Below are 20,468 nucleotides of genomic sequence, written 5' to 3' on the forward strand. Positions count from 1 at the left end.
TGTTTCATCAATTCTACTTAAAAACAACCCTCCTATTTTAGAGAATGTTTTAGCTAATTCATTTTTGCGATAGCAGATATGATGTCATCCCATGCAAAAAACGGCTAAAGGTTGAGTGCCAAAAAATTCAATAATTTTAAAAAAACAAAACAAAATTTTAACCAATAGGATTTTATAAAGACAACTTATACGACTATGAAAACGAAAATAAAATCGACAGTAGCTTTGTGTTTAGTAGCAATATTAACAGCCTGCACGAACTACAAGCCTGAGAAAGGAAATCACTATAAAGATACAGAGGATACGGTTAAGAAAGATTCGGTTCAAAAGCCTACCAATTTAGATAATCGTGATTCTGTAAGAAATACTAATTTTTAATTTGGAAGAATATTTTCAGACTTAAAAATGGACAATAAAAATTTATACGAGAAGATTGGCGAACTGTTAATAGCGCATGATTTTACCATTGCATTTGCTGAAAGCGCCACTGCCGGAAGATTATCAGCTGATTTTTCTCTAATTGAAGATGCTGGAAAATTTTTAAAAGGTGGTGTAGTTTGTTATGACGCCTGCATTAAAGAAGACATGCTTCACGTTGACCATGAACTTATTGAAAAGTATACACCAGAAAGTATGGAGGTTACGGAAGCGATAACCTTTGGCTTAAGTAAAATTATCAAAGCCGACATTCATATTGGGGTAACAGGACTAACTTGTCCTGGTGGTAGCGAAAGTGAAAGTAAACCGGTAGGCACGATGTTTATATATGGCAGCTTTCAGGGTGCGCCTATCTTTGCAGAGCGAATAAAATTCGACGGCAATAAATCAGAAATCGTCGCTGCAACAGTGAGCCATTGTGCCACGCTTCTCTATCGGTACTTACAATCTATTAGTCGGTAAACCAATTGTTAACCGTAAACCAAAAACCAAGGTTGGGCTTATAGAGGCTTGTACTTTTTCCAGCTGCATAAGGATAAAATTGATTTCTTTTCAGCTGGTAAACTTCATTAAAATTTTCGTTTACACGAGTTAAAACGTAAATATTAACTCCTTTCAAATGTGAATTCTCCACATCCAAAGCTTCTATGAAACTAACCCCTTGGGCCATTTTCTCCACTTTTGAAATGGGTTCTTTAGAAAGGTAAATCAACGAAGTGCCAACCAACTCGGGTGGAGATTCTAAAATGAAGCTATTGCTAGCCGAGATAATCTGCAAGTTATTGATCTTTACATATCTTTTTAGGGCGCCTGCAATAGCATAATCATCAGTCAAAATATATTTGGCAGGTTGATTTTCGATTTCATTTACGGCTAAACCAACTTTATTTGCAGCGATTTCCCAGCCAGACATATCAGCAAAAAACTGTGGTATCGAGCCCTGAGAACCATCTTCCCAAGTCATAGGCCGAGAAAAACTGGTTAATGCCACCATTTGCCTGATATATGTTCGGCAATTCCCCATCGATAATATCGGAATGACCAAAGGCAAACTTAATATTCCAAATAATGAGATCATCAACAGAAAGATGGTCTTCTTCACTCGGCTCAACCTGGTTAGCATGATTTCCCAGCAATATCCACCCGCAGCAAATAGAAAAGGAAACATGCCTAAGCCATAATACAGTTTGCCTTTCAACAAGGCCAAAACCACCACCAAAAGCAACGTTGATATAGGCCAGATTAATAAATACCGGCCACCCTTTTTGGATAGCAACAAGTATAGAAAACCCGCCATCCACACAGAAACGCCGGCACCATGAAAAAATACGAGCTGAAATAAATAATCGGGGATGTTTAAAACAAAAGCTTGTTGACCAACTAAACCTAAAAAATTAAAAACAGGAAAACCATGTTGTGCCTGCCATAAAATGTTGGGCATCATCATTACTAGGAAAAGGATCGTCGCACCACTCAGAGCAGGAAACCCCACCTTTAAACGTCCTTTAAAGACGATAAGCGAGGCCAAGCCAAGCGTCACTAAATACATGAAGATGGTGTACTTATTTAACATCCCAATGCCAAGTACCGCACCAGAGAGCAATAAGTAAGTCGGTTTTTGAGTTTGAAAAGAACGTAATAGCACAAACGCAAAAAGCGTCCACAAAAATTCATCAAAAACTACGGGTTGTAACAGATAAGAGGTTGCTAAAAAAGACGGCGACCAGATTATTGCCAAACAAGCGATAATGATCCCTAACCTTTTAGCACCTAAATAATGTGCTATTAAACCAGTGAGCACTACCGTGAAACTAGAAAACAACGTGGGAATAATGCGCAATGCCGCAACACTATCGCCAAATAATTTTGCCGATAGGCCCGCTACCCAGGTGACCAATGGCGAAATATCTGGGAATCCCCATTGAAAATCTTTCCCTAAATGGATGTAGTACAACTCATCGGCATGTAATCCGTACCGCGGAAGAAAGAATACATGAAGCGTAAATTTTAGTAAGCCAAAAAAAACCAATAATCCAACCGTGGCTTTGGTGAGTTTAAGATTATTGGTGTTTGATTTTAGAGCAGTATTGACGGATGTTTCCCAATTTGGATTCGAATCTGCTTTCTCCAACTGATAAATAGGCGAATCAATTAACATGCGCATTCTTCTCCCCTAAAAATAAGTGGTTTTGGGAAGATAAGTATCGAAATCATAAACCGAATCACCAAAATTATTAATTGAAAACTGAAAACGAAAAACCTCCGCCTGGTAAATAGCGAAAGTAAAGTTATTTGTTGCCTTCAACTGCATGTCGAAGACATTTTTTTTTATTCGCTCATCAACTCCTTGTGCTATCAGGAATCTGAAATGGAGCGAAATAAGGTTAGGCAATTGAAACCGGATGGAATTGATTTCCCCTCCATATTGATAAAAAAGCTCTTCCAGTATAGCTAAGCCTGGTTGAAATTGCAAATTGCGGTTATTTTGCGAAATCATCGGGTTCATCATAGCGTTATAACATCGTTTATGGCCAAATTGATTTGCAGTTAGCAAAATACACCATAATTATTGCAAACAAGCAATTTCAAATATTCCTTAAATGTTTGTACCGAAGATATTGTGGCAAATGGAAAACTTTCTTCTTTTATTCATGTAGTCTTTATACAAAACATTAACTGTGTCCTGTATTTATGAAAATTGGAATCATAGCGCATCTCAAGCATCCTATTGTTGCGCCCTTTGCTGGCGGCCTTGAAGTTTTCACTCATCAGGTTACTAAAAGCTTGCAAGCCCTGGGGCACGAAGTTATACTTTTTGCCAGCGATGCATCAGATCAAACCTTGCCTTTAGAACCCATCTATTCTGATGAACATTACGATAAAAAAACTAAGGTTAGAAAAAAGCAAAAGGATCTTCCATCAGAATATATAGCAGAGCACCATGCTTATTTTAACCTGATGATGCATATTGATGATTATGAACTCGACGTTATTTTTAATAATAGCCTCCACTACATTCCCATCACCATGGCTGCTACGCTGGAAACGCCGATGATAACGGTATTACACACGCCACCTTTTTACGAACTTAAAATGGCAATCGAAGCAGAGCGCCGCCAGCCAGTAATTGACTACATCACCGTATCGCAGCAAAATGCCCGAAACTGGAGTGATGTAGTATCAGACTGTGCCGTCATATTAAACGGAATTAAGTTAGCTGAGTGGCCTTTTAATCCGAGCACCACTATAGCAAAACATGCACTTTGGTTCGGAAGAATTCATCCTGATAAAGGATTGCACCTAGCTATTGCAGCGGCGAGAACTGCCGGAATACCATTACATGTTGCAGGCGGCATCGCCGATCAAAAATACTTCGACAAAGAAATTAAACCGCTTTTAGGTGATGATATCAAATTGCTTGGGCTATTGAATCATGAGCAATTAAGTAAAGAAATTTGCCAGGCCAGCGCTTGCCTGATTACGCCATGTTGGGAAGAACCCTTTGGTTTTGTAGTTGCAGAAGCGATGGCCTGTGGTACTCCTATTTCCGGTTTTAAAATGGGCGCATTGCCTGAGTTGGTTGCTCCAGAAACGGGCATCTTGGTCGATTTTGGCGATACTGAGGGATTAGGTGAAGCCCTAAAAAACGTGACGAAGCTAGATAGAAAATACATTCATGAGTATGCCAATGAAAAATTTAGTTTCGATAAAATGATAGCAAATTATGTGTGCTTTATGGAAGAAGTAGCCGAAAAAAGGAAAAACCTAAAATACGCCGGATGAAACTTGAGAATGATACCCTAGCAGAACCTACAACTTTTGATTGGTTTCGGTTTAGACAAGTTCTCATCGAAATTGAAGCCATGGCGGCTGAAACTGAAAATGACCCCAACGGCCCTGTAAAAGAATTTGAATTGTTACATAACTGCGGTGCACTGGAGCTGGTTTTACCAGATCATGCCCTGGATTTCAGCCGTCCAAATACGCCAGCCTTATTGCAACTGCTAAAGGATATTGGCAAAGCAAACCTTTCCGTAGGTCGAATTTTTGAGGGTCATATCAATACCTTGTACCTTATTCATTTATATGCAACTCCTCATCAACGCCATAAATGGTACAATGGGGTAATAGAAAACGGCGATATTTTTGGCATTTGGAATACGCAAAATCAGAATGGAATCCAGTACACAGAAACAAGTAGCCAGCTGGAAATAGCCGGGAGTAAGACATTTTGTTCCGGTGCAATGCTGGTTAATAAAGCACTTATTACCGGCAACATTAAGACTGTTGAAAGAGATGGTTGGCAGATGGCTATTATTGATATGGATCGAATTTCCAAGGATCAGATAGATAAAGAGAGTTGGAAACCCCTTGGAATGAAGGCTTCTGGGAGTTATACCGTAGATTTTAGTGGATACCAGTTAGATGATTCGGAACTATTGGGCGAACCTGGTATCTATTTAAAACAGCCTTATTTTAATGGAGGAGCTATTCGTTTTGCTGCCGTACAACTTGGTGGAGCAGAAGCCATCGCGGAACATACCGCTAATTACCTCAAAGAGTTAAATCGAACCGACGATCCTTTCCAGCAATTGCGGCTGTCGTGTATCATGTCGGCGGTAATGTCAGGTCGTTTGTGGCTGGAGCAGGCTGGTAAATATTTCGATAGTTGGGTAAACGAAGGTAATCATGATGAAGACCTGATTGCCTTTGCCAATATGACAAGGGTAAATATTGAGGAAATTTGCCTCACCGTGATGGATAACAGCAACAGATGTGTTGGGGCAAGGGGGTTGATGGAAACTGGAAATCTGGGTCGAATTTTCCGCGACCTGACCTTTTATTTAAGGCAGCCAGCACCAGATGCAACCCGACTTAATGTTGCAAAATTTTTTATCAATAATCCATCAGCTTTTCATGAATAATCCTTTCGATAAACAAAAATTTTGGAAAACTGCCATTTCCGTAGCCCCACAAGATTTAAAAAAATATAGCACTTGCCTGGTCATGGTCCCTCATCCCGATGATGAATCTTTGGCTTGTGCCGGACTTATTGCTACCTTGATTAGCCTGAATGTGGAAGTTTTTATTATTCTCACCACAGATGGAAGCAAATCTCATCCAAATTCGCGAAAATATCCAGCAGAAAAACTGGCTGAACTTAGGTTATCAGAGCTTAAAAATGCCTTAAATTTATTGGGTACAAAAGAAGAAAACTGGCGATTTTATGGTGCTGAAGATGCAGCAATGCCCGGAAAAGGAACGCCAGGATTTATAGAATTAGTTGATCGGCTATGTGCAGATTTGACACAAATTAAACCCGACCTGATCCTGGTCCCCTATGAGTTGGATCCACATTGTGATCATAGAGCAACGCATCAACTGCTTATTTCTGCGCTTGAACAATCGAAAATTGGTCGCCCCAAAATCTGGGAATATCCCATTTGGCTTTATGAAAATGCCATAGAAGAAGATATACCGAAGCTCGATGAAGAGGAATTGTTAGCGCTTGAGGTGAGCAATTATTTACCGCTTAAGGTAAAATGTATTAATGCGCACCAATCGCAGGTAAGCCACTTAATCGATGATGATACAAATGGTTTTATCTTGTTACCAGATGTAATTGACAATTTTTTAACGGAGCGAGAGTATTTCATGGAGCGAAAAAAAATCAATCCGGAGGCCACCTTATCCGAAAATTATTTTGAAGAGATGTATTCGAAAAATCGGGATCCATGGAATTTTGAAACAAGTAAATATGAAGAAGAAAAATATAATGCTACCATTGCAGCTATCCCAGCCGGCAGTTATAATAAAGCATTAGAAATTGGCTGCTCTATTGGCGTTTTAACCGAGAAGATTGCAACACTTTCCGACCATCTTGTGGCAATTGATATCAGCAATACGGCTTTAACTCAAGCAAAAGAACGCCTTAAATCTGCTTCGAATGTCGAATTTCGATTGGGCGGCATTCCTACAGCTTTTCCAGAAGGGAATTTCGATCTAATCTTAATGAGTGAGGTAGGTTATTATCTCTCTAAGGAGGATCTTCTCTTGACAAGAGCAAAAATATCAAATGCCCTAAATCAGAATGGGATCCTGGTTTTGGTCCACTGGACCCATTTTGTGGCCGACTATCCCTTAACTGGAGATGAAGTACACAATTGCTTTACAGATCAGGGGTTTTCTCGCCTACACCACAGCGCCACTACAGACTATCGATTAGACGTGTTACAAAAATTAAACTGATGCCTTTCACCATCGCATTTTATGTTCACCATCATGGCTCAGGCCATTGGATGCGCACCATACAAATAGTAAAAGCACTTCCTGATTATAAAATCATTTTGTTTGGAAGCGCTCTACAAACGGTAGATCTTGCTAGTTTACCAAATGTAACACTCATTCATTTACCGCTAGATTTCGATGATGCAAGTCTTGACGAAGGGCCAAACGATACACTTCCCGGAACCTTTCACTATGCGCCACTGAATGTACCTGGCATAAGAAATAGAATGGCAATAATGTCCAACGTTTTTAAGAAAGAATCATCGATGATTTTAGTGGTGGATGTTTCAGTAGAAATTACTTTATTCGCCCGTTTGTGCGGCATCCCTACCATCGTAATGGCGCAGCATGGAAAGCGAAATGATTTGCCACACTTAATGGCATTTCAAAGTGCAGGGTTGATCCTCGCACCATTTTCTGAATCACTTTATGTTGGCGAGCGCAATTGGGTATACGATAAAACATTTTTCACTGGCGGATTTTCCAGGTTCATTCCTGATGGAAGACATGAAGTGAAGGAAAATGAAATCGCCATTCTCATCGGTGCTGGCGGCACTTCTATAAATGCCAGTTTAATCAAACACATTGCTCAACAATCTCCGACTCTTATTTTCCATGTTATTGGGGAGGAGATAAAAGATGATGAAAACGCCAACATTTTCTGGCATGGAAGAGTTGATCATCCGCAAGCGTTATTGGAATCTGTCAGTATTATTATTGGCAATACCGGTCACAACACTGTGATGGAAGTGGCTACCTTAAATAAACGGTTTATCGGCATTCCTGAATCGAGGCCTTTTGCCGAACAAGAACAAAAAGCAGAAGCAGTAGCCGGGCGGCGAGGAATTTATATTGTTAGTATAGATGACTTGTGGCGTACCAAATGGCAAGATATTTTTGATCAAATTATTCGAGAGGAACCAGATTGGAGCGATGTAATTTTACCAAACGCCATCGATAATATGGCCAAAGCCATTGTGAACACCGGCAACAAATTCTTTAAATCTTAAACTTTTCTGGCTTTTAATATTTCTTGTTGATTAGGCTTTCTGAGGATACGAAGTTGATCGTTATCCCAGGTGATAAGACCCAAATTAACAAAGCTTTTCAACCACCCTTCCATGGGCCATTTTTTCCATTTTTTGAAAAATACTTTGGCATTACGTACGATATCATCGAAATGATTAAGCGGTGGTTTGTACTGCTCGTGATATTGGTGATAGGCTACTGCAGCTATTAATTTCATACCGACTGCCTGTTCCCTGGCGGTAAAGGCGAAGTCAGTATCTTCTGCTCCATAACCTGCAAACATTTCATCAAAACCTTCAATTTTCCTGTAATCTTCTGCAAAACATCCAAAATTAAGCGACCAAAATAGTTCGTGTGGTAGTGTTGTCATTCCAAACCTGATGGGGTCTGGTTCACTGCTTGCCTCCAGCTCCGAAAACCAATCTGCATGTCTATCAAAGCCAATTTGTAGATAACGAACTTCACCATTTACTAAAAAGCCCACTTGAAAATTATTGAGATACGTTTCTACGAGGAGCGATGAGGGAATGCAATCCACATCCAAAAAAATCAACCTATCTCCTGCTGCATTTTTAGCCGCAAAATTTCTGGCCGCGGCCAATGGCAAATCTTCACGATGTGAAAAAGAAAACTGCTTAATAATAAACGGCGTATCTGGAAGGTTACGCTCAGGCTCATTCATAAATACAACAACAAGCTCGTCAGGCAAAATAGTATTCGCAGCCAAGGCTTTAATTAAATTGTTCAAGGCACCGGCTCGACCTTTTACTATGGTTAAAACAGATATGCTCATTTTAAACTGCCATGGCTATATCATTCAATTCAGTTTCCTCGCTATCAACAGTCGTTTGTGCTGCAAAATAATTTCTGAAATCTGCTATTGCTTCTGATATCGGGATCAACACTAATAAATCGGGAAAATTTTCGGTTAAATGCTGTTCCATTAGCTCCCAGAGTGATTCGAAATATTGATGTTCATTAATCAATGCCAGTAATGCGTCGCTATCGAAATGAAGTTTAAAAGCCATTAAATTAATATCACGAATAACCTGCCTATCCGCTTTGGCACTTTCCCACAATTGCCTTAATTCCTTTTTGAAGGAGAACTTAGTCATAACCGTTTCCAACGATTCTACCATTTGTTCTTCTCTTTTCAAACTCATATTTTCCCATTGCTGAAGCTGAACGGAAAACCCAAAATCTACTCTCCCTTGCAAGCGTGAAGAAGTATAAACGCGAACCTTTGGCGAATGGCGCATAATGGCATCTACCCTTTTAAGTGCCTTTCTAAACTCTTCATCTTCCAAAAAAGGAATAGCCGGAATTCTGCCAGCCCTTTCATAAATATCGCAGGTAACGGCCAGGCTCGGACCATAACACTGGAAGTGCCTTGGCCAGGGATTTTTCACACAAGGATCAGTTTCTGACTCCATCCTCGTTTTCAAAAACCGATAGGTTACATCTCTCAAGTGATGAATTTTTGATAAGTTGGGTGTATCGCTTGGAATAATTCGTCCTCCTACAACATCTACTCCTTGCTCCATTTCGGTCAGGATATGATGTATCCAGCAGCCGTCAACTTCACTATCGGCATCAGTTGATACGATGATGCCTTTATTTCCGGCAACCTGGTTCAAACGAGAAAATGCAGCATCCATCAGGAGCCGTCTGGCCGTACCAATATGAGCTACATCCTTATTCAATTTTAAACATTGAACATATAAGTTAAACCCTGGAAATTCCTGCTGATAACTTTTGCAAATCTCGAATGTTTCGTCACTGCAATTATTAGCCAACACTAAAACTTCATAAAGCTGATGCGAAACAGGATTTCCAAAATCGTCGAATTGTTTTCGAAGCGCATGAAGCGTCGAGACAATAAACTGTGCTTCGTTTTTTGCCGGAACGATTACGGATAATCGCAAAAACGGGTTTGGAGATTCGGGAAAGCAGAGTTCGGACTTTAGATGAAGTGTGGAATCCATAAAGGGTGTAAATTCTTAGTATCAGATTTACAACATGATGGAAACAATAAAGTTCTGCGTATTTCTATCCTGATTAATACGGTTCCCTACTCTAAATGATGATGATGCATCTATCAACAATATCTAAGGAACAATGGTATAAAATAAATAGGAAGCAAAGATTACCAAAAGCACTACACCCTGCTGGGCATTGGTTTTGCCGGTAGCCAACGAAAACATAATGGTAATCATGGCCAGTAAAAGCAATACCGTCGAACTCATGTCGATACCGAGGGTAATGGGCATGCCGAATACAATAGAAACGGTAGCTACTGCAGGGATGGTCAAGCCAATACTTGCCAAAGCAGATCCCAAAGCGAGGTTTAAACTGGTTTGCAAACGATCAGATTTTACTGCCCGATAAGCAGCCATTCCTTCTGGCAAAAGCACAATTGCCGCAATAATTACGCCCACGACCGATTGAGGAGCACCTAAACTAATCACCATCACTTCTATATCTTTCGATAGATATTTAGCCAGCAACACAACGGCGACCAGACTTATCACCAGTAAAACCATACTGCTACCTGAAGTGATCCCATTGGGCGCTTCCACATGCTCGTCTTCCGAGCTGGTATCTTTGGGTAAAAAATAATCCCGATGTCTCACGGTTTGCATAAAAATAAAACCGCCGTATAAAACGAGCGAAACAATGGAAACAAACACGAGCTGACTTACCGTATATTCTCCTACTGCACCACTAATGGTATAATTTGGAAGAATTAAAGTAAGCACTAAAATAGCCGCCAGCGTAATTAAAGCAGCATTTACACCCTGTAATTTATAAAGTTGTTCTTTGAATTTGATTCCTCCCCGCAGTAAGCAGATGCCCACGATAGCGGTAAGGATAATCATTACGGCGGCAAAAACGGTATCTCTCGCTAAAGAGCGGGTTTGTTCGCCACCGGCAAGCATTAAAGAAACAATTAAGCCAACCTCAATGGTAGTAATGGCCAGGGCAAGTATGATGGTACCAAAGGGCTCGCCAACTTTATGGGCGATTACTTCTGCATGATGAACTGATGCTAAAACACTACCTATTAACAATGCGGCCAAAGCAACTTTTAGATAGACACTTGAATCGTTACCGCTAAATAAATATACGATGACACTAATTATTGGGAGCGCAATTGTCCATTTGGGTAGGTCGATTTTCTTCATAAGTAATTTTGGTAACAAACAAATAAGACCTTCTATGGTTTGCGTAAAAATTATCATTAACGTTAAATCAGGCTGCCCCAACTCTTCAATGAACAACGTTAATCTGAATCTGCAAATGGATAAAAGCTTCCTATACTCCAACCAAGAATGAATTACAGCCTCATTTATAAAACCTTTTTCAATTGGTCGGTGTCATTAATGTAAGATCCATTGCAATGAGATTTTAAAAATCAAGTGTACAGAAATCTATTTGAAAACATAAACATCTACCTAAAATATATCACATGAAAAACGAATTAATAACAAGGCGGCAGGCGGTAACAGGCCTCGGCGTTGGGTTAGCGGGACTGGCCGTTTCGCCAGTTTTCGGTGCCGATGAGGTGCCTTTAACAGGCACTGCAGCAGCTGCACTTCAAGATCCGACAACAAAGTATCCGCGTCCGCCTTTTAAACCGCAACAGCAACCTTTTCCAGGTTTAGCCAGCAAAATGGATCCAAGGCCAGATCATGGCGAGGAATCATACAAAGGTTCAGGACGTTTAGCTGGAAGAAAAGCACTCATTACCGGTGGCGATTCGGGGATGGGTAGAGCCGCAGCCATTGCTTTTGCCCGCGAGGGTGCAGATATAGTGATTAATTATTTGCCCGCAGAGGAAGAAGATGCTAAAGAGGTAATTGCGCTGATCACCAAAGCTGGCAGAAAAGGATTTGCCATTCCTGGCGATTTAAGAGAAGAATCTTTCTGTAAAAAGTTGGTGGATGACAGTGTAAAACGCTTAGGCGGATTAGACATTGTAGTAAGTAACGCCGCCCGACAGCAAACAAAACCATCAATCCTGGATATTAGCACCGAAGATTTTGATGCCACAATGAAAACAAATATTTATGGTCCTTTCTGGTTGCTTAAGGCTTCAATTCCACATCTTAAACCCGGATCGAGCATTATCGTTACTACTTCAGAACAGGCAAATGATCCGTCACCAGAATTATTTGACTATGCTCAAACCAAAGCAGCAAACACCAGTACAGTACGTTCATTAGCAAAATTTTTAACTCCAAAAGGCGTGCGGGTAAATGGTGTAGCACCCGGACCAATATGGACACCATTACAGGTTGGAGGCGGCGCCACCAACGAAAAATTAAAGGAATTTGGAAAAGCAACCCCAATGGGCAGACCTGGGCAACCGGCGGAGCTTGCTTCAATTTATGTTCAGTTGGCTGATAATAGCGCAAGTTATTCGACAGGCCAAATTTATGGCGCTATGGGCGGCGGAGGACAACCTTAAGCCCAATAAAATTTTTAAGTTTCGAACCTCTTCTTGCAACCGTTAAATTTAAGGTTGTGAGAAGAGGTTTTTTTGAGTTGTTATAAAGTAATCCGGAAAGAATAAAACCTGACTTCATTCCGTTATGGCGTTGAATCATTCTATTGTATCGCTTGCTTATTATCAGCATTTCCCACCATCGCTAATTACTTCACAGGATGAGTCATCAACATGACTTCAGCCTTAAGAGTATTGAACATTTTTTATCGGAAGTAAAACCATAATCCAACACTGCTGTTTAAACTTCATTGGTGTTGTCTAATAAACGCTATATCAACTGTTTCAACATGAAAACAGCAACATGAAAAACAACAAAACAAAGCTAACCCCCGAAGAGCACCGACTTTTTGGCGACCTCATGCCCGAAGAGTTAGAAGATGTACTTCACTCCGGATTTAACCGCCGTCACTTTGTAAAACTAATGGGCCTGGCCACTGCTGGTTTATTGGCAAGTTATGCCCTCGGAGCCGAACAACTTTTTGCCAGGGCTGTAGAAATGGAAGATATTCCTAACTTGATACCCGAAGCAATTGAAAATGGCGTTACGGTAAATTTCAAGGTAAACTCCACTCCCCGCAATGTACTTGTCGATTCGCGAATGACCTTGCTGGATACACTTCGGGAAAGAATAGGTTTAACCGGCTCAAAAAAAGGCTGCGATCATGGCCAGTGTGGTGCATGTACGGTAATTGTAGATGGCCACCGCGTTTTATCGTGCCTCACTTTAGCTGCAACCTGCCAGGGAAAATCCGTAATTACCATTGAAGGCCTTGCAAAAGATAACGAACTCAACCCCATGCAAGCGGCCTTTCTTAAACACGATGGTTTTCAATGTGGCTTTTGTACACCAGGACAAATTTGCTCTGCAGTAGCATTGATGAAAGAAGCTAAAGAAGGACAGGCAAGCTTTGCAACAAAAAAATTAAGTACTGATCCAAAATCTATTATACTCTCCGAGGAAGAAATTGCAGAGCGTATGTCGGGGAATATTTGCCGATGTGGTGCTTATCCAAACATTGTTGCCGCAATAAAGGAAGCACAAACAGGCAAGAATGTTCCGCAAAACTGGCTATTTACCGATTAACCCGACGCAGTTATGAAACCATTTAAATTTAGTGCAGTAAATAACCCAGCTGAGGCAATTACCTTAATCAACAAAAATACCGATGCTGCTTTTTTGGGTGGAGGAACCAATCTGCTCGATTTAATGAAAGAGCATGTTGCCCTTCCAAATGAAATTATTGATATTGGAAACCTCTCGCTAAAAGAGATTAAAGCAACCGCTTCAGGCATTTCTTTGGGTGCTTTAGCCAAAAATACCGAAACAGCAAACCATCCGCTTATCCGTAAAAACTTTCCCGTGCTTAGTAAGGCGATACTTGCTGGTGCTTCTGCCCAAATTAGAAATATGGCTACGAATGGTGGGAATCTATTACAAAGAACCCGCTGCAGCTATTTTTATGATATCGCTATGCCATGTAACAAGAGGAATCCAGGAAGCGGCTGTGCTGCACTTGAGGGATTTAACAGGATGCATGCCATTTTTGGCTGGACACGAGATTGTGTAGCAGTCTATCCCTCAGATATGGCCATTGCCCTTTCCGCTTTAAACGCCAGTGTTAAAGTGCTAAGCAGTGAAAGGGAACGCATTATTCCTTTCAGAGATTTCCATATCCTTCCAGGGGCCCACCCCGAAAAAGACAATAGCCTCCAACATGGTGAACTGATTACAGCTATTGAAGTGCCGAAGAATGATTTCGCAGAACACTCTGCTTACGTTAAAATACGTGATCGAAATTCATATGCTTTTGCTTTGGTTTCCGTTGCTGCAGGTTTAACGTTAAACGGAAATACCATTCAAACAGCAAGTATTGCAATGGGTGGCGTAGCACATAAACCCTGGAGAGCACTAAATGCTGAAGCCTATTTAAAAGACAAAGCTGCAACTGCCGCCAACTTTGCAAAAGCTGCCGAAGCCGAAATGGCATTGGCACAGCCTTTAGCACACAACAAGTTTAAAATAGAAATGGGTAAAAAAGCTTTGATCAATGCGCTGGAAACAGCTTTCAAAGGAAATATTTAATTGTAGAATATGGAAGACAGCAACAAATCCATTGGCAAAGGGATAAACCGCATCGACGGGATTTTGAAAATTACAGGTAAAGCCACTTATGCCACAGATTATCCCGCAAAAAATATGGCCTACGCGGTATTGTTTAAAAGCACCATTGCTGCAGGCAAAATAAAAAGTATCGAGAGTACAGAGGCGCAGAAATATCCTGGCGTGATCAAAATAATTACCCATGAGAATATTCTGCCCTTAAATACCAAAGGAGGTTTGCGGGGCGGTGCGCTGTTGCAGAGTCCAGAAGTTACTTTTCATGGCCAGCACATTGGAATAGTGGTAGCCGAAACTTTTGAACAGGCTACTGCAGCTGCTCATTTAATTACAGTAGAATACAATCAGAAAGAAGAAAAAATCGACTTTGACAACCTCGCCAAAACACCTGAAATGCCTAAGGGAAAGGAATTGGCCGATTTAGTACGGGGGGCAGGAAAATCAGCACTTGCAGATGCCGAAGTCAAAATAGAGGCAAGCTACGAAACGCCAATTGAACACCACCATCCAATGGAGCCACATGCTACAGTAGCGGTATGGGAAGGCGACCAACTAACACTATACAATGGATCACAAATTATAAATGGTGCCCAAACCGCTGCGGCAGCTACATTAAATATCAAACCAGAACAGGTCAGAATCATTTCTCCATTTATTGGTGGCGGCTTTGGATCGAAAGGCGGACAGTGGGCAAACTTAGTGCTGACAGCTGTAGCCGCTAAAATGGTTGGCCGACCAGTAAAATTGGCACTTACCAGGCAACAAATGTTCAATTCGGTAGGTTTACGCCAAAGAAACATACAACAACTAAGCATAGGCGCAACCAAAGAAGGCAAGCTGCTCACGCTCGCCCACGAAACAATTTCGCACACTGCGGTAGATAGTGAATATATCGAGCCCTGCGGAGATTGTACAAAAGTGATGTATGAAGTTCCGAACAGCTTAATCAGTTACCGCGTGGTTCCCATGAACCTCATCTTGCCTACTTATACCCGTGGCCCGGGAAAATCGACAGGAAGTTTTGCGCTCGAATCGGCAATGGACGAATTGGCGTACACGTTAAAGATGGATCCCATTGAATTGAGAATAAAAAATGAACCCGCAAAAGATACTTCCAACGGAAAACCATGGTCATCCAGAACAACCGTTAAATGTTTGCAGGAAGGTGCAAAAGCTTTTGGATGGGCGAAAAGAAAACCTGAACCAGGTACAAATAAAATTGGCGATGATTTGATCGGTTATGGCGTAGCCTGTGGCACCTACCCGGCCAGGCAAAGGGATAGCTCAGCCGTAATCAAACTCAGTTTAAAAAATAAAGTAGTGTATGCAACCATAGAAATTGCCGCCTCAGATTTAGGAACCGGAACCAATACCATATTGGCACAAACCGCCGCCGATGGATTGGGTTTGCCGGTAAAGCAGATCAATGTTAAACTTGGTGATTCTGATTTGCCACCCGCAGCAGGCTCAGTAGGTTCTGTAGGAGCATCGAGTTTTGCAAACGCTGTTAACGATGCCTGCATTAAAATTACCGATGAATTATTGGCGAAATCTGGCAAACAGTTTTTTGTAAGACCGACAGCAGCACAGCTGATGATTTCAGAATATATAGCCGATTTCCAAACCCGGTCAGACTCTAAAGCACCAGCCGAAGCAGAGAAATATTCTGCACATAGCTTTAATGCCAACTTCGCAGAGGTAAGGGTAAACAGCGTGACTGGGATGGTGAAGGTTACGCGTTTCTTAGCCGTAACGGGTGCTGGAAAAATCCTGAACCCTAAAACTGCCCGATCGCAAATTATAGGCGGTATTGTTTGGGGTATTGGTATGGCATTAACTGAAGAATCCATTATCGATCCACGATATGGGAATTTTGCAACACGTTCTTTTGCCGATTACCACGTGCCTACTAACCTCGATATTGGTGATCTCGACGCTATGTTTATCAATGAGAAGGATTTCATTCCAAATAAAATGGGCGTAAAAGGAATTGGCGAAGTAGGGATTGTGGGGGTAGCCGCCGCAGTAGCAAATGCTGTTTTTAATGCCACTGGCAAACGAGTTCGTTCACTTCCGATTACTCCAGATAAATTGCTTTAGACAATCTTTACGTCTGCAGAATTTACCTGGTACTGCTCAAATTAATCGAAAAAAGATTTGCAAGGATAAAATTGTTAAAGAAACTTAAAAAGCTCAAACTTATCCGCGTTTTTGAATGTTAGCAAATGAGTACCTACCACTAACAATTCAGCATGATGCGAAGCGAAACGCAAAACCTCAACCATTTAAAGCAGGGCGACTGTACGGTAAACCTGACCGTAAACGGTGAACAAAAAATTCTTCAGGTGCAACCTTGGGTTAGCCTTTTGGATGGTTTACGAGACCATTTAAATTTAACAGGGACTAAAAAAGGTTGCGATCACGGCCAATGCGGGGCATGTACAATTATATGCGATGATAAGCGAATCTTAAGCTGCCTCACTCTCGCTGTAATGAAAAACGGCTCCGAGATTACTACTGTGGAAGGCATCGCCCATGGCAACGAATTGCATCCGATACAACAGGCATTTATCGATCATGATGCTTTTCAATGTGGTTACTGTACTCCCGGCCAACTTTGCAGTGCTATTGGACTAATTAAAGAAGGAAAAGCGCAAACCAGAGAGGAAGTAAAAGAGCTGATGAGTGGAAATCTCTGTCGCTGTGGCGCTAACATTGGCATCATCGATGCCATTATGGAGGTAAAAGCAGGAGGCGGCCATGAATAACTTCGAATACAAGCAAGCTGAAGATATTGCTACAGCCATTAACCTCATCAGTGAACAAGATAACACAAAGTTTTTAGCTGGTGGTACCAATTTACTAGACCTTTGGAAATATAACCTCACCAACCCAAGCGGACTGGTAGACATCAACCGCATTCACGGTCTCGCAGAGATTAAAGAACTGTCGAATGGAGGAGTTAGACTTGGCGCCAATTTCAAAAATGCCGATACTGCCTATCATCCCATTATTGAGAACAAGTATCCCCTACTCTCTAAAGCCATTCTTGCCGGCGCATCTGCTCAGATCAGAAACATGGCAAGTAATGGTGGCAACTTATTGCAACGCACCCGTTGTTACTATTTTTACGATCCTGATGTGCCTTGTAACAAAAGAAATCCGGGTTCGGGCTGCCCGGCCAAAGAGGGATACAACAGAATCCATGCAATATTAGGAACGAGTGATCATTGTATTGCGGTTTTCCCATCGGATATGTGTGTGGCGCTGGCCGCCTTAAATGCGCTGGTTAATGTAGAAGGGGCCGAAGGAAAAAGAACCATTGCTTTCGCAGATTTCCATCGCCTGCCAGGTGATCGGCCGGATTTGGATAATAATCTTAAACCTGGCGAACTCATCACATCAATAGATCTCCCAGATAAAGGTTTCGCCCAAAACTATTCTTACCTCAAACTTCGCGACAGACATTCTTATGCCTTTGCACTCGTTTCAGTTGCTACTGCATTAGAATTGGATGGAGAAATGATAAAAGACGCAAGAATCGCACTTGGTGGTGTAGCACATAAACCCTGGCGTTCAACAGAAGCAGAAAATTTCCTGAGGGGTAAAAGTGCAAATGAATCCAATTTTGCCGCCGCGGCTGATATTATTTTACAAGATGCAAAAGGTTATGGCCATAACGACTTTAAAATCGCCCTCGCTAAAAAAGCGATTATTCGCAATGGCCTCATGGCGTTAAACCCTCAATCGCAGCTTCCGGGAGCGAAACCATCTGCTTAAACTACAAATGAACAAAAATGGATTTTAACAAAAATGTTGGTCAACCCGTTAGCCGCTTAGAAGGAAAGCTAAAAGTAACAGGTCAGGCAAAATATGCCGCAGAATATGAAGCAGATAACTTGCTTCATGGTTATGTAGTGAGCAGCCCGATAACCAAAGGGAAAATTATCAATATCAATATTGCTCAAGCAATGGCTATCCCTGGGGTGGTAGATGTGCTTTCACATAAAAACCGTACAAAACTGGCCTGGTTCGATTTACAATATACCGATATGGATGCGCCGCCAGGAACGGTTTTTAAGCCATTGGCCGATGAAAATATTCTTTACAACGGGCAACCCATCGCCCTGGTAGTAGCCGAGAGCTACGAAACGGCTAGATACGCCGCCACGCAAGTTATTTTTGAGTATGAGCAGGAAACTTTCCAAACCGATCTGGAAAGCAACATTCCAAATGGCCGTTCCGCAAAAAAAGGATTTGCCACAGCTTTGAAACCGCCTCCACCCCCACCAACAGGCGATTTCCTGAATTCTTTTGAACAGGCACCTGTAAAAGTTGCTGCAACCTTCCAGCATGGTACAGAGCACCACAACCCCATCGAACTGTTTGCCACAACAACGATATACGAAGGAAAAGGGAAATTAACGATCTACGATAAAACACAAGGTACCATTAATAACCAGCTCTATGTGGCCAACATTTTCGGTTTACACTATAAAGACGTAAGGGTATTGGCTCCGTTCGTTGGTGGTGGTTTTGGTTCTGGCCTCCGTCCGCAATACCAGCTCTTCCTCTGTGTGATGGCTGCTCTTCACCTTAAAAGAAATGTTCGTGTGGTATTAGAGCGTAAACAAATGTTCTTTTTTAGCCATCGCCCCCCGGTGAAACAAAACCTGCGCTTCGCCAGTGATGTAGAAGGTAACGTTACCGCCCTGGGCCATAGCGTTTTTTCTGAAACTTCCAATTTTGAAGACTATACAGAAGCGATTGCCAACTGGAGCCATAAACTTTACCCTGCTCCAAATACGCTTTTCAATCATAAAGTGGTTCCCCTTGACGTGTATACGCCGCTTGACATGCGGGCACCGGGTGGAAGCACAGGCATGCATGCCATTGAATGCACTATGGACGAACTGGCCCACAAGCTTAAAATTGATCCTTTAGAACTTCGCCTGATTAATTATTCGGAGATCGATCCATCGAGCAACAAACCATACACCAGCAAAGCCCTTCGCAATTGTTATCTTCAGGCCGCAGATAAATTTGGATGGAGCAACCGAAATCCTGAACCTCGATCTACGAAGCGTGGAAATAAATGGGTAGGTTACGGGATGGCTACAGGAATCTGGGATGCCTTTCAGTTTCCTGCACGGGTGGAAGCCATGATTACCAAAGACGGACGGATGGTATTAAACAACGCCACAACCGATATTGGTACAGGTACACTAACTGTGATGACTCAGATTGCAGCAGACGAGCTTGGTCTTTCGCTCGAAGAGGTAGATTTCAACTATGGCGACAGCAAAAAGCCGTTCTCCATGTTTCAGGGCGGTTCGTCCATTACTTCATCTACCGGAGTAGCCATCGTGGTAGCGGCAAAAGCACTGCGTAAAAAACTATTGAAAAAAGCGGCAAAAATGCCAGATTCTCCGTTTAAAAATTCGGAAGATGCGGAGGTATTTTTCAGCGCGGGAAACATGCATTTAAAAGATCAGCCCAATGTGTTCGTGTCCCTAAAAAACATTATCGCCTCTAACAATGGCAAACCCATCAAGACCACCAATATGGGCAAACCGCACATGTTAAAACTTCGAAAATACAGTTTGGCTACCCACAGTGCTTCTTTTGTCGAGGTAGAGGTAGATCAGGATCTTGGCACCGTTATGGTCACCAGAGCGGTAACCGCAGTAGCCGCTGGAAAAATAATTAACCCTAAAACTGCTGCCGGTCAAATTTCTGGATCAATGATTTGGGGCATTAGTAAAGCACTGCACGAAGAAACCTTTATGGACCATAATCTCGGCAAGTATATGAACACCAATCTCGGCGAATACCATATTCCTGTACATGCCGATATCGGCCAGTTGGAGGTTATTTTCGTAGAAGAAAAAGACGAATTAATTAACGAAATCGGTACTAAGGGTGTGGGTGAGATTGGTCTGGTGGGAATGCCCGCAGCCATTTCGAATGCAATTTTTAATGCAACTGGCAAAAGAATCTATAAGTTACCCATTCACTTTGATGAATTAATGCAATAGGTTTTGCTTAAAAGACTGATTACCAACATATTTTCAACCAGTAAAA

At 41.8% G+C, this 20,468-nt stretch carries 18 protein-coding genes; 13 read left to right on the forward strand and 5 right to left on the reverse strand.

Features of this window, described 5'->3' with window-relative positions; genetic code table 11:
• Nucleotides 1-195: 195 nt before the first annotated feature.
• Together OQZ33_RS18045 and OQZ33_RS18050 are read left to right on the forward strand one after the other, a co-directional pair.
• On the forward strand, nt 196-378 hold the full coding sequence (locus tag OQZ33_RS18045; RefSeq protein ID WP_265800629.1) for a hypothetical protein: 183 nt from the start codon (nt 196-198) through the stop codon (nt 376-378).
• Nucleotides 379-405: 27 nt separating this feature from the next.
• Nucleotides 406-900 (forward strand): CinA family protein, encoded by a 495-nt coding sequence (locus OQZ33_RS18050; RefSeq protein WP_265800630.1) that lies wholly within the window; start codon nt 406-408, stop codon nt 898-900.
• Here the strand turns inward: OQZ33_RS18050 and OQZ33_RS18055 are convergent.
• Nucleotides 890-2,602 (reverse strand): ArnT family glycosyltransferase, encoded by a 1,713-nt coding sequence (locus OQZ33_RS18055; protein WP_265800631.1) that lies wholly within the window; start codon nt 2,600-2,602, stop codon nt 890-892. The two genes, OQZ33_RS18050 and OQZ33_RS18055, sit on opposite strands and share 11 nt — an antisense overlap.
• Before the next feature lie 9 nt (nt 2,603-2,611).
• Nucleotides 2,612-2,947, reverse strand: a complete 336-nt coding sequence (locus OQZ33_RS18060; RefSeq protein WP_265800632.1) for a hypothetical protein — start codon at nt 2,945-2,947, stop codon at nt 2,612-2,614.
• Nucleotides 2,948-3,129: 182 nt separating this feature from the next.
• On the opposite strand from OQZ33_RS18060, the gene OQZ33_RS18065 reads away from it, so the two are divergent.
• From OQZ33_RS18065 to OQZ33_RS18080, 4 genes are read left to right on the forward strand one after another with little or no spacing between them, the layout of a single operon-like run.
• Nucleotides 3,130-4,221, forward strand: coding sequence for a glycosyltransferase family 4 protein (locus OQZ33_RS18065; protein ID WP_265800634.1), 1,092 nt, complete (start codon nt 3,130-3,132; stop codon nt 4,219-4,221).
• Nucleotides 4,218-5,363 (forward strand): acyl-CoA dehydrogenase family protein, encoded by a 1,146-nt coding sequence (locus tag OQZ33_RS18070; protein WP_265800635.1) that lies wholly within the window; start codon nt 4,218-4,220, stop codon nt 5,361-5,363. The genes OQZ33_RS18065 and OQZ33_RS18070 overlap by 4 nt, the downstream gene beginning before the upstream one ends.
• The gene (locus OQZ33_RS18075; protein ID WP_265800636.1) at nt 5,356-6,687 is read left to right on the forward strand and encodes a bifunctional PIG-L family deacetylase/class I SAM-dependent methyltransferase; all 1,332 of its coding nucleotides are present in this window, start codon (nt 5,356-5,358) and stop codon (nt 6,685-6,687) included. The genes OQZ33_RS18070 and OQZ33_RS18075 overlap by 8 nt, the downstream gene beginning before the upstream one ends.
• Nucleotides 6,687-7,736, forward strand: coding sequence for a glycosyltransferase (locus tag OQZ33_RS18080; RefSeq protein WP_265800637.1), 1,050 nt, complete (start codon nt 6,687-6,689; stop codon nt 7,734-7,736). Before OQZ33_RS18075 ends, OQZ33_RS18080 begins: the two co-directional genes overlap by 1 nt.
• Here the strand turns inward: OQZ33_RS18080 and OQZ33_RS18085 are convergent.
• The 3 genes from OQZ33_RS18085 to OQZ33_RS18095 form a co-directional block, all read right to left on the reverse strand.
• Complete coding sequence (locus tag OQZ33_RS18085) at nt 7,733-8,548, reverse strand: glycosyltransferase family 2 protein (RefSeq protein WP_265800638.1); 816 nt, start codon at nt 8,546-8,548, stop codon at nt 7,733-7,735. The two genes, OQZ33_RS18080 and OQZ33_RS18085, sit on opposite strands and share 4 nt — an antisense overlap.
• Before the next feature lies 1 nt (nt 8,549).
• The gene (locus OQZ33_RS18090) at nt 8,550-9,740 is read right to left on the reverse strand and encodes a glycosyltransferase (RefSeq protein ID WP_265800640.1); all 1,191 of its coding nucleotides are present in this window, start codon (nt 9,738-9,740) and stop codon (nt 8,550-8,552) included.
• A 123-nt stretch (nt 9,741-9,863) separates the two neighbouring features.
• Nucleotides 9,864-10,940 carry a calcium:proton antiporter gene (locus OQZ33_RS18095; protein ID WP_265800642.1) on the reverse strand — a complete coding sequence of 359 codons (1,077 nt, stop codon included), beginning with the start codon at nt 10,938-10,940 and terminating at the stop codon, nt 9,864-9,866.
• A gap of 284 nt (nt 10,941-11,224) precedes the next feature.
• Here OQZ33_RS18095 and OQZ33_RS18100 point away from each other — a divergent pair, with 284 nt between their 5' ends.
• The 7 genes from OQZ33_RS18100 (at nt 11,225) to OQZ33_RS18130 (ending at nt 20,422) form a co-directional block, all read left to right on the forward strand.
• Nucleotides 11,225-12,226, forward strand: coding sequence for an SDR family oxidoreductase (locus tag OQZ33_RS18100; protein ID WP_265800643.1), 1,002 nt, complete (start codon nt 11,225-11,227; stop codon nt 12,224-12,226).
• A 340-nt stretch (nt 12,227-12,566) separates the two neighbouring features.
• Nucleotides 12,567-13,349: a (2Fe-2S)-binding protein gene (locus OQZ33_RS18105; protein ID WP_265800645.1), complete on the forward strand. Its 783-nt coding sequence runs from the start codon at nt 12,567-12,569 to the stop codon at nt 13,347-13,349.
• A 12-nt stretch (nt 13,350-13,361) separates the two neighbouring features.
• Nucleotides 13,362-14,348: an FAD binding domain-containing protein gene (locus OQZ33_RS18110; RefSeq protein ID WP_265800647.1), complete on the forward strand. Its 987-nt coding sequence runs from the start codon at nt 13,362-13,364 to the stop codon at nt 14,346-14,348.
• Nucleotides 14,349-14,357: 9 nt separating this feature from the next.
• The gene (locus OQZ33_RS18115; RefSeq protein ID WP_265800648.1) at nt 14,358-16,484 is read left to right on the forward strand and encodes a xanthine dehydrogenase family protein molybdopterin-binding subunit; all 2,127 of its coding nucleotides are present in this window, start codon (nt 14,358-14,360) and stop codon (nt 16,482-16,484) included.
• A 152-nt stretch (nt 16,485-16,636) separates the two neighbouring features.
• Nucleotides 16,637-17,152, forward strand: a complete 516-nt coding sequence (locus tag OQZ33_RS18120; protein ID WP_265800649.1) for a (2Fe-2S)-binding protein — start codon at nt 16,637-16,639, stop codon at nt 17,150-17,152.
• On the forward strand, nt 17,145-18,164 hold the full coding sequence (locus tag OQZ33_RS18125; RefSeq protein ID WP_265800650.1) for an FAD binding domain-containing protein: 1,020 nt from the start codon (nt 17,145-17,147) through the stop codon (nt 18,162-18,164). Before OQZ33_RS18120 ends, OQZ33_RS18125 begins: the two co-directional genes overlap by 8 nt.
• Before the next feature lie 17 nt (nt 18,165-18,181).
• Nucleotides 18,182-20,422: a xanthine dehydrogenase family protein molybdopterin-binding subunit gene (locus OQZ33_RS18130; RefSeq protein WP_265800651.1), complete on the forward strand. Its 2,241-nt coding sequence runs from the start codon at nt 18,182-18,184 to the stop codon at nt 20,420-20,422.
• Nucleotides 20,423-20,468 lie beyond the last annotated feature (46 nt).

This window comes from Pedobacter sp. MC2016-05 (genome assembly GCF_026239735.1).
Classification (GTDB): domain Bacteria; phylum Bacteroidota; class Bacteroidia; order Sphingobacteriales; family Sphingobacteriaceae; genus Pedobacter.

Bases quoted from the DNA above. Each gene is read 5' to 3' on its own strand.
- OQZ33_RS18115 (WP_265800648.1), top strand. From the start codon at position 14,358: ATGGAAGACAGCAACAAATCCATTGGCAAAGGGATAAACCGCATCGAC.
- OQZ33_RS18060 (WP_265800632.1), bottom strand. From the start codon at position 2,947: ATGATGAACCCGATGATTTCGCAAAATAACCGCAATTTGCAATTTCAA.
- OQZ33_RS18070 (WP_265800635.1), top strand. From the start codon at position 4,218: ATGAAACTTGAGAATGATACCCTAGCAGAACCTACAACTTTTGATTGG.
- OQZ33_RS18095 (WP_265800642.1), bottom strand. From the start codon at position 10,940: ATGAAGAAAATCGACCTACCCAAATGGACAATTGCGCTCCCAATAATT.
- OQZ33_RS18065 (WP_265800634.1), top strand. From the start codon at position 3,130: ATGAAAATTGGAATCATAGCGCATCTCAAGCATCCTATTGTTGCGCCC.
- OQZ33_RS18120 (WP_265800649.1), top strand. From the start codon at position 16,637: ATGATGCGAAGCGAAACGCAAAACCTCAACCATTTAAAGCAGGGCGAC.
- OQZ33_RS18110 (WP_265800647.1), top strand. From the start codon at position 13,362: ATGAAACCATTTAAATTTAGTGCAGTAAATAACCCAGCTGAGGCAATT.
- OQZ33_RS18080 (WP_265800637.1), top strand. From the start codon at position 6,687: ATGCCTTTCACCATCGCATTTTATGTTCACCATCATGGCTCAGGCCAT.
- OQZ33_RS18075 (WP_265800636.1), top strand. From the start codon at position 5,356: ATGAATAATCCTTTCGATAAACAAAAATTTTGGAAAACTGCCATTTCC.
- OQZ33_RS18050 (WP_265800630.1), top strand. From the start codon at position 406: ATGGACAATAAAAATTTATACGAGAAGATTGGCGAACTGTTAATAGCG.
- OQZ33_RS18090 (WP_265800640.1), bottom strand. From the start codon at position 9,740: ATGGATTCCACACTTCATCTAAAGTCCGAACTCTGCTTTCCCGAATCT.
- OQZ33_RS18045 (WP_265800629.1), top strand. From the start codon at position 196: ATGAAAACGAAAATAAAATCGACAGTAGCTTTGTGTTTAGTAGCAATA.
- OQZ33_RS18130 (WP_265800651.1), top strand. From the start codon at position 18,182: ATGGATTTTAACAAAAATGTTGGTCAACCCGTTAGCCGCTTAGAAGGA.
- OQZ33_RS18125 (WP_265800650.1), top strand. From the start codon at position 17,145: ATGAATAACTTCGAATACAAGCAAGCTGAAGATATTGCTACAGCCATT.
- OQZ33_RS18055 (WP_265800631.1), bottom strand. From the start codon at position 2,602: ATGCGCATGTTAATTGATTCGCCTATTTATCAGTTGGAGAAAGCAGAT.
- OQZ33_RS18105 (WP_265800645.1), top strand. From the start codon at position 12,567: ATGAAAAACAACAAAACAAAGCTAACCCCCGAAGAGCACCGACTTTTT.
- OQZ33_RS18100 (WP_265800643.1), top strand. From the start codon at position 11,225: ATGAAAAACGAATTAATAACAAGGCGGCAGGCGGTAACAGGCCTCGGC.
- OQZ33_RS18085 (WP_265800638.1), bottom strand. From the start codon at position 8,548: ATGAGCATATCTGTTTTAACCATAGTAAAAGGTCGAGCCGGTGCCTTG.